Annotated in this window: 11 protein-coding genes and 1 tRNA gene; 5 read left to right on the top strand and 7 right to left on the bottom strand. The window is 61.5% G+C overall.

Features of this window, described 5'->3' with window-relative positions:
- Positions 1-188: 188 nt before the first annotated feature.
- On the top strand, positions 189-365 hold the full coding sequence (locus tag ACSQ2Z_RS14320; protein ID WP_436081794.1) for a hypothetical protein: 177 nt from the start codon (positions 189-191) through the stop codon (positions 363-365).
- Between the two features lie 21 nt (positions 366-386).
- On the opposite strand, the gene ACSQ2Z_RS14315 is transcribed toward ACSQ2Z_RS14320, so the two are convergent.
- Positions 387-602 (bottom strand): helix-turn-helix transcriptional regulator, encoded by a 216-nt coding sequence (locus ACSQ2Z_RS14315; protein ID WP_436081793.1) that lies wholly within the window; start codon positions 600-602, stop codon positions 387-389.
- A gap of 132 nt (positions 603-734) precedes the next feature.
- Between ACSQ2Z_RS14315 and ACSQ2Z_RS14310 the strand changes: the two genes are divergently transcribed.
- Positions 735-1,205 carry a hypothetical protein gene (locus ACSQ2Z_RS14310; RefSeq protein WP_436081792.1) on the top strand — a complete coding sequence of 157 codons (471 nt, stop codon included), beginning with the start codon at positions 735-737 and terminating at the stop codon, positions 1,203-1,205.
- 12 nt (positions 1,206-1,217) lie between these two features.
- Positions 1,218-2,159: a hypothetical protein gene (locus ACSQ2Z_RS14305; protein WP_436081791.1), complete on the top strand. Its 942-nt coding sequence runs from the start codon at positions 1,218-1,220 to the stop codon at positions 2,157-2,159.
- Positions 2,160-2,702: 543 nt separating this feature from the next.
- Here the strand turns inward: ACSQ2Z_RS14305 and ACSQ2Z_RS14300 are convergent.
- Positions 2,703-2,779, bottom strand: a tRNA-Pro gene (locus ACSQ2Z_RS14300).
- 192 nt (positions 2,780-2,971) lie between these two features.
- Here ACSQ2Z_RS14300 and ACSQ2Z_RS14295 point away from each other — a divergent pair.
- Entirely contained in the window at positions 2,972-3,625 is a 654-nt protein-coding gene (locus ACSQ2Z_RS14295) for a hypothetical protein (RefSeq protein ID WP_436081790.1), read from the top strand.
- Here the strand turns inward: ACSQ2Z_RS14295 and ACSQ2Z_RS14290 are convergent.
- The 5 genes from ACSQ2Z_RS14290 to ACSQ2Z_RS14270 all read right to left on the bottom strand — a co-directional run bounded on the left by ACSQ2Z_RS14290 (position 3,622) and on the right by ACSQ2Z_RS14270 (position 9,426).
- Positions 3,622-4,788: a glycosyltransferase gene (locus ACSQ2Z_RS14290; RefSeq protein ID WP_436081789.1), complete on the bottom strand. Its 1,167-nt coding sequence runs from the start codon at positions 4,786-4,788 to the stop codon at positions 3,622-3,624. The genes ACSQ2Z_RS14295 and ACSQ2Z_RS14290 overlap by 4 nt on opposite strands.
- Positions 4,789-4,850: 62 nt before the next feature.
- On the bottom strand, positions 4,851-6,116 hold the full coding sequence (locus ACSQ2Z_RS14285; RefSeq protein ID WP_436081788.1) for an O-antigen ligase family protein: 1,266 nt from the start codon (positions 6,114-6,116) through the stop codon (positions 4,851-4,853).
- The gene (locus ACSQ2Z_RS14280) at positions 6,113-7,672 is read right to left on the bottom strand and encodes an undecaprenyl-phosphate glucose phosphotransferase (protein WP_436081787.1); all 1,560 of its coding nucleotides are present in this window, start codon (positions 7,670-7,672) and stop codon (positions 6,113-6,115) included. The genes ACSQ2Z_RS14285 and ACSQ2Z_RS14280 overlap by 4 nt, the downstream gene beginning before the upstream one ends.
- A 57-nt stretch (positions 7,673-7,729) precedes the next feature.
- Positions 7,730-8,905 carry a glycosyltransferase family 4 protein gene (locus ACSQ2Z_RS14275; protein ID WP_436081786.1) on the bottom strand — a complete coding sequence of 392 codons (1,176 nt, stop codon included), beginning with the start codon at positions 8,903-8,905 and terminating at the stop codon, positions 7,730-7,732.
- Positions 8,906-8,910: 5 nt separating this feature from the next.
- Positions 8,911-9,426: a polysaccharide biosynthesis/export family protein gene (locus ACSQ2Z_RS14270; RefSeq protein ID WP_436083081.1), complete on the bottom strand. Its 516-nt coding sequence runs from the start codon at positions 9,424-9,426 to the stop codon at positions 8,911-8,913.
- Between the two features lie 275 nt (positions 9,427-9,701).
- Here ACSQ2Z_RS14270 and ACSQ2Z_RS14265 point away from each other — a divergent pair, with 275 nt between their 5' ends.
- Positions 9,702-11,816 (top strand): GumC family protein, encoded by a 2,115-nt coding sequence (locus ACSQ2Z_RS14265; RefSeq protein ID WP_436081785.1) that lies wholly within the window; start codon positions 9,702-9,704, stop codon positions 11,814-11,816.
- Positions 11,817-11,825 lie beyond the last annotated feature (9 nt).

Raw genomic sequence — 11,825 nt, 5'->3', positions numbered from 1 at the left:
TACTGAAACGGCGCCAAGCTCAGGCGGTCGTCAACCTTCTTCCACTCCCATCTCTCGTCCTAGCCGCGTATGAACCATGTCGCGAGTCACCGGCTGGCTGGTCGCATGCACTATCTACACCACGACCATGAGCACACTCTCAATGAGGCTGGCCCTATGCATCTCGCGCCAGTCAGCGGCGTGGACCAATGACAAGCGAGGCGAATTCGTCCACCCAATTAAAAGCTGCGCTCCGACGCGGATCGCTGGCTCTTGCCCGCGACACGCCGCATAGCCTCGGCACCAGCCGCGTTTCGCACTTTGCCGCCACTTACCCGGCGGCGGCAGTGATCGCGACTGTGCGCGACTGGTGGATCTTCTGGTGACCACCAGCGGTGCCGCTCCTATTATTGCGGTAGCACCAGGTTTTCATCGTCGTCAAGATGGATACCTGCTTGCTTAAATACCACCAGGAGCGCCAGCGCCGTAGCCTTCCGGGGAGCACCGCGCCCTATCTCGAGATTCATCACCGTTTGCATGTCGACGCCCGCCCGTGCCGCCAGTTGGCGCTGGGTCCAGCCTAGCCACGCGCGGGCGGCCCGACATTGGCGAGGGCTAATCATGCTGTTTCCATGCTCTCTGCATCCATCATATTGGTAGTAATAATTACCTCTTCCGAATGGTGTTTTACACTTGCGTTAGGTGTTTTCCACAGGTAATGTAGGCGGCTTCCGTATAGACGAGGTCATCCGAATATGGCCATCGAAGTGAACGACACGCCGCAAAGGCGTCGTCGCGGCAAACCGCCTGCGCCGATCTCGCCCGGTCGCGTCGACCGTAGCGGCAACGTCACCGGTCGCAAAGGCATCGGCGACTGGATCATCTGGCACTTCGCCGACACCGGCAAATTCTATTCGCTCAAGGACATCCAGGCCAAGGTCGACCCCGACATCCAGCTCAACGCCTACACGACGGCGATCGGCGTGATGAAGCGGTCGTCCAAGGTAGCGGTTGAGATGCAGCCTGGCGCTCGCGGCAACCACAGATACAGATTTTCGAAACGTACTGATCGCCTGATCTCGCTCGACGAGATCGAAACCCAATTCGAGCACCTGATCGCAGACTTCCTTAAGCAGGCAGAGCTTCCCGTATCGCACCAGTCCGCTGGCCGCTACCGCGCCGCTGCCGCCCAGCTACGGAAGCTCCTCGACCAATGGGCCGAATGATGGACCGGTTTGATGCAAACCGACAACCCATCCCGATCAACGCATCTGGAGGGCGCTCAAATGAGTGTTTTCCGACTAGTGAACTCGGAGACCAAGCAGATCGACACTGCTCTCGCCAACGAGTTCGCAAAAATGCCCGGCTCGATTACCGAGCGGGAACTCGACCCGAGCCGCACGGCGTATCTGGCTTTCCAGATCGCCGCTGGCCTCGCGGTTACCTTCCAATGGGCCTATGCACGGGTTAGAGACAACCCGGAAATGGGCCGCATTCGCGTCAACGGCCACCACAGCAGCACTCACCTTGCTGGTCTGAATGGCACTATGCCGAGCGGACTCATCGCTCACATCGACGAGTACGAGGTCATGACCAAGGACGGCTTGCCGATTCTTTTTAGGCAATTCGATCCACGGAAGTCGGCTCGTACACCGCTCGACATAGTTGGTGCGTATGCCAACGTAGAGGACAAACTCGCGAGTGTCGACCGCAGGTTCCTCAAGATCGCCTGTGAGGGGATCGCTTGGTATCGCAAAACAGTCGCCAAGGAGATCAACGTTCCGACTTCCGACGACAGGTACGAACTTGCCATCGAACCAGACAACCTCGCCTTCTACATCTGGGCCAATAAGACAGTAGCGCCGAAGGCCACAGAACTGAAGAACCCGCATGTGTTGGCGGCAATGTGGGCGACATTCCCGCTCAACGCGGGTGTAGCCAGTGAGTTCTGGGACGAGGCCGCTGCGCGGGTTGTTATATCGAACGACACCACCAGTCCCGCCGAGGTTCTCGACGATTGGCTGTGGGCCGTCAAGTCGACGAAGCAGATCGATGCCAGTCCGGCACAGATTTATCAGGCCTGCATCAGCGCGTGGAATGCTCATGTTGAGGGCAAGCCGCTCACGCGGGTGTCGGCCAACGTCAACAAAGGCTTTCTGACGCCGAAACACCCCGCATAGCGGTAAGGGGACAGGGGGGGGTGGCCTTCGGGCCGCTTCCTGCCTGTGAGATCGCGTGGTGGGCGGGAGTTCGGCGCGTAGCGGCCATGCGAGAATGCGGGACGAACATCAAGTCGCCGCGTTTCGTCCGGGAATTTTTGTCAGCTAGCCAGCTGGCTGCAACCTAAGCTGGTCGGTCCCGTCTCAGGCCCTCAGCGTTCGAGCTACCACAGGTTAGCCTACGTTCGGGAACAGACGGGAAACTGCGTCGGCTAACCTGCTCATTAGCCCATTGAAAACGTAGCCTTTTGATAGGCCCTCCGGGCCCAACATCAGCGGAAATGACGCATCACAGGCTCGGCCGCGACTGCCGGTCTGTGGCTTGAGCCCCGTCAACACGAATCAGTCGGGTAGCGAACATCGCAGGAACAAAGTCGAAATTGTTCGGGACTTTTACGGGACTCCCTGCTCCCAAAACGGCATTTCGTCGCCTTTTTGTTCCGTTTTCTTCCGGTAGCTGAGAAAGTGGACAAGGCAATTTTAATAGGGAAATCAAAAGGTTTTTGGTCGGAGCGGCGGGATTCGAACCCACGACCCCTTGACCCCCAGTCAAGTGCGCTACCGGGCTGCGCTACGCTCCGAACCGAAAAGAGCCGTATATAATCGGGACTTGAGGCGCAAGCCCTGATTTTGGAAAAGGCGAGAAATCGGTGAGAAAAAGCTTGGACGTTTGGCGCCGCCATCCCAAGTCGCCGCGCCAAATTTTTGAGCCCTTAAAGTTTTCAGCAACCCGTTGTCCCGATAATGCGGGTTGCGAATCGGGGAGCCGGGTGATGGCGAAGACAGCAGGTAGAAAAGGCCGGAAGCGGCGGACGGGCCGGAAGCAGGCGAAGGGCGGCATGTGGCCCTGGTATCTGGCCGGTGTCCTGTCGGCCAGCGCGGCCATCGCCTATGATCATCGCGCGGACATCATGCCAATGGCGGCGCCATTTTACACGGCGTCGATCGCCAAAGCGCGGCCGGCGGAAAAGCGCGCCGAGCCGGAAAAGGCAAGGTCGGCCCTGGCGATGCCGCGGCCGGGAGCGCGCCCAGTCGAGCAGGCGGCCTGGGAGCCGAACGACCAAAAGGCCAGCGGCCGCAAGCCGGGAACCTATTATTTCTGCACGGTAACGCTCGAAAACTGCGTCGTCGACGGCGGCACGTTCTGGTACGGGCGCCAGAAAATCCAGATCGCGGATATCCAGGTGCCGCGCATCAAACAGGCAAAATGCGACAATGAGCGCAAGTTCGGCTCGCTGGCAAAACGGCGGCTCTGGGAAATTCTCAATGCCGGCGAGGTTCAACTTGCCGCGGCGGGTGGAAAAGCCGGCGCCCAGGATACCCAGGTGACGGTGGGCGAGGGGCGCTCGATTGGCGACATGCTTGTGGCCGAGGGCTTGGCGCGGCACGGGGCGGATGGCAAGCGGGGCTGGTGCGCAGAGGGCTAAGCCCCTGCGGCAAGCTGCCGGTAGACGGCCTGCGTCTTGTCGATCATCTTCTCCATCGAAAAATCCGACATTCTTGCCTCAGCGGCTGCGACCATGGCTTTGTAGCGGCCAGGATCGGCGCTTTCGATCATCGCGTTTGCCAGCTTGCCGGTATCGCCGTCGTTTGCGACGATCAGGCCGCTTTTGTCCCTGTCGATTGCCGTCGACGCTCCGCCGACGTCAGTCGCAATGATCGGCTTTCCGGCCGCGGCTGCTTCCAGCATCACATAGGACATTGCCTCGTAGCGGCTCGGCATGACGAGGACGTCGAAGGCGGGGATGGCCTGGGAGCCGGTAAAGGCCGACGTCAGACGAATCCGGTTTTGCAGGCCGCTCTCGGCGATGGCCTTGCGCACCTGCCGCTCGCGTTCGCCCGAACCGACCATGATCAGCTGTGCATCGGGCAGGCGCGCCGCGGCCTTGCGGAAGGCTTCGATCAGCCGTTCGGGGGCCTTTTGATGCGACAGGCGCCCGACGAAGCCAAAGACAAAGGTTTCGGGCGAGATGCCGAAGCTGGCGCGGACCGTCTTTGCCATGTCAAGCCGCAGCGACCCGACGCCGTTGACGATGACCGATAGTCTGCGCTCGGGGATTCCAAGCGATCGGGCATGGGCATATTCGTCGTCGGACACGCAAATGAGATGGTCGGTGAAGAGGCTCGCCAGGATCAGTTCGATGGCGCCGTAGATCAGGCGTCCGGCTTTGCCGAGCGCCGGGTCCATGGTGCGGAAGGCATGTGGCGTATAGACGCGCGGAATGTGGCGGCCGGGCAGATGAGGGCGCGCGAGCGCGCCGGCCTTCGAACTGTGGCTATGGATGATGTCGAATGGCCCGCCATCTGCGATGATGTCGCGAAGTGCGCGGAAGGCCGCAATGTCGGACCAGCCGGGAGCACGTTTCATTGCAAGGGTGTGGACGGCAGACAAATTGAGGGATTTCAATTCGCGGACAAATGCATCCTCCGCGCGAACCGGGGAATACACCGCTTCGACATGATGGCCGCGGCGTTTCAGCCCGCGGCAAAGATCGAGGAAATGGCGCCCCGAGCCGCCGCCGCTCGGCTCGAGCACCTGGAGAATACGCAGGCTGCCGCCAATTTCAGCGATAGGAGGGTCGATGCTCATTCTGACAATCCGTCGCCGGCCCCGATGCGGAACCGATCCGTAGTCTCTGTACAATGTTGATGTTAACGCAGCGTTGGCGCAGCCGAAAGCAGACGCGTCAGGATGGCCCTGCGCCGGTGGCGGTGCTCCAGGGCACCACAGCCCCAGATGACGCCGAGCAGCAGATAGACATGCCGCCAGTGGTCAGTGTCGATAACATTGCCGATGGCCGCATGGCCGATCAGCACGATCCAGGCGATCATCAGATAGGGCTGCCAGGGCCGGTCGAGCAGCAGGAAGCGAAAGCCCATGGTCACTGTCCAGATAATCAGCGTGATATAGCTGACGAAGCCAAGCCAGCCATAGGAGGTGAGGCACTTCAGCCAGATATTGTGTTCGTCCTCGGGAAAGATCGAGCTGAATACCATCGGGCCGATGCCGAGCGGCTTTTCCATAGACATCAGGAAACCGATCTTGTGGCGATCGAAACGGCCGAGATGGCCGCCATCATAGTCCTGGACAAGCTGCGTACGGTTGGAGAAGAGATCGGCGACCTGCGGGATCTGCAGCGCGACGACAAGGGCTGTGATCATCAAGAGCGCGCCGCCAAGCGCCAGCACCAGGATTTTCAGCCGGAAGGCGCCCGTGCGTTCCTTGAGCAGCATGATAAGCACGAGAGCGCAGGCGCAGAAGAGATAGAGCGCCCAGGCCGCGCGCGAGAAGGACAGGAACAGGCCGAGCGCCATGATCAGGATCGCGGCGGCCTTGATCGGCGCGGTGGTGATCCGCTCGGTGAGCAGCCGGTACATGAGATAGATCGACGGAGCGACGAGGAACGGCCCGAAGACGTTGGGATCCTGGAAAGCGCCCTTGGCGCGGTCGTAGAGCGTAAAATTCTGAGCCCCCGGTATCGCGCCGAAATAGCCGAGGATGCCGAGCAGGGAGGTGAGGACGCCGGCGGCAACCCAGGCATCGAAGATCAGCTTCAGGCGCTCGTGGCGTGCGTCGATGATCGCCGCGTAGAACACCGCCGTCAGGGCCAGGAAGCCGGATACGGCCATGTACATCGGCCCCGTCGCAAGGTCGCTCATGACGGTCAGCGACAGGATGCCGCCAGTCATGAACAGCAGGAGCAGGGCGAGCAGCGGCGCGACGGCGCGCGAGATTTTCAGCCCGAAGAGGAACCAGAGGCCGATCAGCGTCGCCATGAAGACTTCGTAAGGGGCAGGTTCGGCAATGACGAAACCCGACAGGAAAACCCCGAAGGTCACCATCGCCGAGCCGAGGATCGCCACGGCGGCAAGTTGCGGACGAAAGCCCGCGGCAGACGTGGCGCCGAGCGTGCTCAATAAGCGTTTTCCGTGTTGAGGAGCTTATACGGGGTCAGCAGCAGGATCTTCAGATCGAACCAAAGCGACCAGTTTTCGATGTAGTAGAGATCAAAGGCCGTGCGGAACTTGATCTTGTCGTCATTGTCGATCTCGCCGCGCCAACCGTTGATCTGTGCCCAGCCGGTGACGCCCGGCTTGACGCGGTGGCGGGCGAAGTAGCCCTCGACGACATCCGAATAGGTGCGGTCGGCCGTCTGGGCCAGCACCGCGTGGGGCCTCGGACCCACAAGGGACAACTGGCCTTTCAGCACATTGAAGATCTGCGGCAGTTCGTCGATCGAGGATTTGCGCAGGAACCGCCCGACCCGAGTGACACGCGGGTCGCCCTTTGTGACGGCATTGCGGGCCGTGGGATCGCTCATGTCGGTATACATGGAGCGGAACTTGTACACCTCGATCGTCTCGTTGTTGAAGCCATGGCGCTTCTGCTTGAAGATGATCGGGCCGGGTGAACTCGCCTTTACCGCGATCGCTGCTCCGATGAACACCGGCCAGAGGAGGGCCAGCGCGGCAAGACTGAAGAACATATCGAAGATACGCTTTGCGACCGAATCCCAGTCGGCGATCGGCTTGTCGAAGATGTCGAGCATCGGCACCTTGCCGACATGCGAATAGCTGCGCGGGCGGAAACGGAGATTGTTGGCGTGGGCCGCAAGACGGATATCGGCCGGCAGGATCCAGAGCTTCTTCAACAGTTCAAGGATGCGTTTTTCCGCCGACAGCGGCAGGGCGATGATCAGCATGTCGATGCGGGTGAGGCGGGCGAAGTCCACCAGTTCGGCGACGGTGCCGAGCTTCGGGTAGCCGGCGACGATCACCGGCGAGCGGCGCTCGTCGCGATCGTCGAAGATGCCGCAGATGCGGATGTCGTTGTCGGATTGCTGTTCGAGCGAGCGGATCAGGTCCTTGGCCGGCTGGCCGCCGCCGACGATGACTGCCCGGCGCTCCATGGTGCCGTTGCGCGCCCAGCGGCGGATCGAATAGGCGACGAAGGTGCGTTCAGCGACGAGGAACAGCACGCCAGCGACATACCATCCGGTAAACGAGAGCCGCGAGAAGGTATCGCCGAGCTTGAGAAGGAAGAGCGCCAGAGCCATGGAGGCGAAGGCAAGCGTCCAGCATCCAATCAACCGCGGCAAAGCGCGTGCGGACGAACGCAGCAGGGGAACCTGATAGCCGTCGCACAATTGCAGGAAGGCGACGGTCAGGGCCGAACCGCCGGCAATCATGCCGCAATAGCCGAGCCAGTCCTCCAGCTTCGGCGCGACATAGAACATGTGGATGGCATAGCCGATCGCGAACAATGCCGTGAATTCAAACAGCCGCATCAGGCCGATGATCATGTTCGGAGAATAGGTGTCGGTACGGAACTGCGCGGCGATGCGGCGGGCCAGCGGGTTGAGCTCGCGCGGTTCGTCGCCGCGTTTCTCGCCCGGCGTAATGGTCCGGATTTCGGAGATCCTCTTTCGCAGCGCCTCGGTATCGAAAGTTTCCGGTTTGTCGATCTGATTCATGATATCCGCTCGGCCGTTTATATCCGTTCGGGATAGCAGAAAGCCCCTAAGAAACGCTTACGAGCGGTTGTGGCCGCTGTCCCGCCGCACGGCCAAATCCGGGACAAGCTGGCTATAGAGCCGCATGATGCTGCCAGCCATGGTGGATGTCGCGAAGGCTGCCTTGAATGCTCCCGCATCCGGCATCACCTTGGTCGCCCAGTCCTGCTCGGTCATCGCGGCGGTCATGGCATTGGCAAGCGACTGCGCGTCGCTCGGAATCGCAAGAGCAGAACTTTCCGGGCCCAGCACCTCCGGAATGCCGCCGACCCGGGCGGCGATCACCGGCTTGCGGGCGGCCAGCGCCTCAAGCACGATATAGGGCATGGATTCGGCGCGTGAGGGCACGACGACATTGCGGGTCAAGGCAAATGCGTCGCGTGCCTTCATCGCCGGCAGCATTTCGATGCGGCGGCCAAGGCCGCGTTCCAGCATCATCTGCTCGTATTTGGCCTTTTGCGGCCCGTCGCCGATCATCATGGCCGACAGCGGCTTGCCGATGGTCCGCTCCGCCCGCGCGAAAGCATCGACGAAGAGGTCCGGCCCCTTCAGGTCGCGCAGCATGCCGATATAGAGGAAATCAACGGCGTCGGGCCGGGCATGGACAGTCTCGAAATCGCGATCGTCGACGCCGTTGTAGATCAATTCGCTGCGGGTACGCGGCTTGCCCACCTTCGTCTCGTAGGTCGTGCGCTCGAATTCACAGACGAAGACGATCGCGTCCGTCAGATATTCCTGAAGGCGCTCGAGAACAAACACGGCCTTGCCGGAAAACGTGCCGCTGTCGTAGTGCAAGCTGCCGCCGTGCGGCGAATAAAGGCGGGCAACGCAATACCTGTTCACCCGCAACGCTGAACCGATGATCCGGGCCAGAACGCCGCCTTTGGCGCCATGACCGTGCAGGATATCCGGCTGCAAACTTCTGATTTCCTTGTAGCTGCTCCAGAGTGCCGCCAGATCGGTCGGGCCGATGGACCGGGGGATTGGCAGTCGAACGAGACCGAGCGCGAGGAACGGCCGTATCTCGTCGAAAAGAGCGTCTTCGTGGCTGCCTCCCGTGGTGCTGTCGCAGACGATGCCGATTTCATGACCCTGCCTGGCATGCGCTTCGACCAGGTCGCGGACATGGCGGAAAATGCCGCCGATCGGCGACCTGAAGCAATGAATGATGCGCAGCGGGCGGGGATCCGGCATGGCTGTCAGAACAGCCGCTCGCGCACATAGATGGTGTCGCCGGCCATGATCGGATCGGAAATCGAAACCCGGCCGGTAAGGATGCGTCCGTTGATCTTGCGGGTGACGTCGACATTCGCCTGGTTGGCGCGTGGCGAATAGCCGCCCGCAACCGCAATGGCGTTCTGCACCGTCATGCCCGGAACGTAGGAATATTGCCCGGCCTGACCGACTTCGCCCATGATGAAGACGGAGCGGTAGCGATCGACCTCGATCGTCACGTCCGGATCGCGCAGGTAGCCTTCGCGCAGCTTGCCGGCGATCATCTTCTCCATCTCGGGCAGGGTATGGCCGCGCGACGGCACGGCGCCGATCAACGGGAAGGCGACATAGCCCGCCTGATCGACCGTATAGGTCCCGGTAAGGCCTGTTTGTTCGAAGACGCTGATGCGCAGCCGGTCGCCGCTATCGACCCGGTACGGCTGGATCGTCGCTTCATGAAACGCCTTCGGCGCAGGCTGGTAGCTGCTGCAGCCAGACATTGCCAGGCACAGAGAGAGTGCGGCCAGGGAAGGGCCTGTTTTCAATCGTGCGGACGTCATTAGGCTCTCGCGCTCCAGAAACCGTGTCATGGCGTTATGTTATCAATCCGTTAGGGTTAATAGCCGGTAAAGGAGCCGCACATTTTGCCGCCGGTTGTGCGTTTGCTCTACATTCGGTGGTTGTTGGCAGGGCGCTCGCCTCGGTTTCATTAACCCTTGCGTTACCATGTTTGTTTACGGTGCCGCGGTATATGCAGGTTCGGGGTAAAAAGCGCATGTCGGGCGTCAACGGCGGTCATCAGGATGTAGACATCGATCTCGGCGGTCTGTTCCGTGCCATCTGGCGGCGGCGGGGCAGGGTGCTTGCCGCGACCGTCGTCTTCGCCGGCCTCGCATTCACCGGCACGAGTTTGATGTCTCCCGACTATCAGAGCGAGGCGCGGCTGCTGATCGAATCGCGCCAGCCGGAATTCAGCGGCGCCAACAACCAAGGACCGCCGCAGACAACCGACAGCCCTTTCGACGAATCCGGCATTTCCAGCCAGGTGCAGGTGCTGCGCTCGGTCGATCTGATTAAACAGGTCGCCCGCGAAATGAAGCTGCATCAGCTGCCGGAATTCGATCCCACAGCGGACCCTTCGGCGATTTCCGATATTCTGGTGATGCTCGGCGTCAAGAAGAACCCTCTCGACCTGCCGCCGGAAGAGCGCGTGCTGAAGGAGTTCCAGGAGAAGCTGCAGGTCTACCAGGTCGAGAAGTCGCGGGTGATCGCGATCCAGTTCACCTCCAAGGACCCGCGCCTGGCAGCCGCCATCCCGAATGCGATGGCAAAAGTCTTCCTGTCGCTGCAGAGCGGCGCAAAGCTTGATTCCAACTCCGAGGCCAGCCGCTGGCTGGAGCCCGAAATCGCCAACCTGCGCGAAAAGGTTCGCGACGCCGAGGCCAAGGTTGCGGACTACCGCGCGTCGTCCGACCTGTTGCTCACCGGCGAAGCCGGCGGCACGTTTGCGACGAAGCAGTTGAACGATATTTCCACCGAGCTTGCCCGCGTGCGCGGCGAGCGCGCCAATGCCGAGGCCCGCGCCGAGAACGTGCGCGTAGCACTTGCGAGCGGCCGCGCCGTCGATACGCTGAATGACGTCGTCGCCTCGCCGATGATCCAGCGCCTCAAGGAAACCGAATCCAGCGTCCAGGGGCAGATCGCCGATCTCTCCACCAGCCTGCTGGACGGGCATCCACGTCTGAAGGGGCTGAAGTCGCAGCTGCAGGGCATCCGCACGCAGATAGTCGGCGAAACGAGGAAGATTTTGGGCAGCCTCGAAAACGAGGCCAATGTCGCCCAGTTGCGCGAGCGCCAGCTTGTGGCGCAGCTCAACACGATGAAAGCGACGTCTGCCAAGGCGGGCGAAGACGAGGTTGGGCTGCGGGCACTGGAGCGGGAAGCGACGGCGCAACGGCAGTTGCTTGAAACCTATCTGGCGCGCTACCGCGAGGCGACGTCACGCAGCGGCGAGAACGCGGCACCTGCCGACGCGCGCGTCATTTCCCAAGCCGTCGAGCCGACCGAGCGGCATTTCCCCAAGGTCCTGCCGATCACCGTCGTCGCGACCCTTGCCAGCTTCCTCGTCAGTTGCGTGGTCATCATGCTTTCAGAACTGTTCAGCGGGCGCGCCCTGCGACCGGTGGGCCAGGAATTAGAGCCGGACTTCGAAGCGGAACGGTCGGAAGCCCCGCCGATGCGTGAAACCGCATCCCAGCCCGCGACTGCGCCGGACGAGACGGAGGCCGCGGCAGCTGATGATTTCTCCGTCGAATCGGTCGCCGCCCATCTCTGCGACGATGACATTCGCGTCGCTATCTCAGTATCGCCAACGGGTGACGCGGGGTCGACCAATGCTGTCATGCTCGCACGGCTGGTCGCCGAGGAGGGGCGCAAGATTGTGCTGATCGATCTGACCGGCACGGCCTGCCCGACGCGGCTGATGGCACAGTCGGCCGATCTCGCGGGCATCACCAATCTGCTGGTGGGCGAGGTTCCGTTCACCGAGACGATCCATGCCGATCGCCTATCTGACGCGCATATCATCCCACAGGGTGATGCCGACCCGGTCCTTGCGGTCCGCGGCATCGAGCGGCTGCAGATAATTATCGATGCCTTGTCGAACGCCTATGACACGGTGCTTGTCGAATGCGGTGCGGCCGGTGTTGGCGCCATCCGCAAGGTAACGCGGTCTAAGGATTCGAAAATCATCATCTCGGCACCTGCCGTCGCCAATGCCGAGATTGTCGACCTGATCACCGGCTTTGATGCCGAAGGTTTCGGCGAGATCGTGCTGATGACGGGAACGGGTTATCCGCAGTCGGGGAAACCCGGCCGCCGTGCAGCCTGAGAAGCGCTG

This window comes from Pararhizobium sp. LjRoot235 (assembly GCF_964254145.1).
Taxonomy (GTDB): Bacteria; Pseudomonadota; Alphaproteobacteria; order Rhizobiales; family Rhizobiaceae; genus Pararhizobium.
The sequence above is the reverse complement of the archived record's forward strand: the minus strand, read 5'-3'. Positions and strand labels throughout refer to the sequence as shown.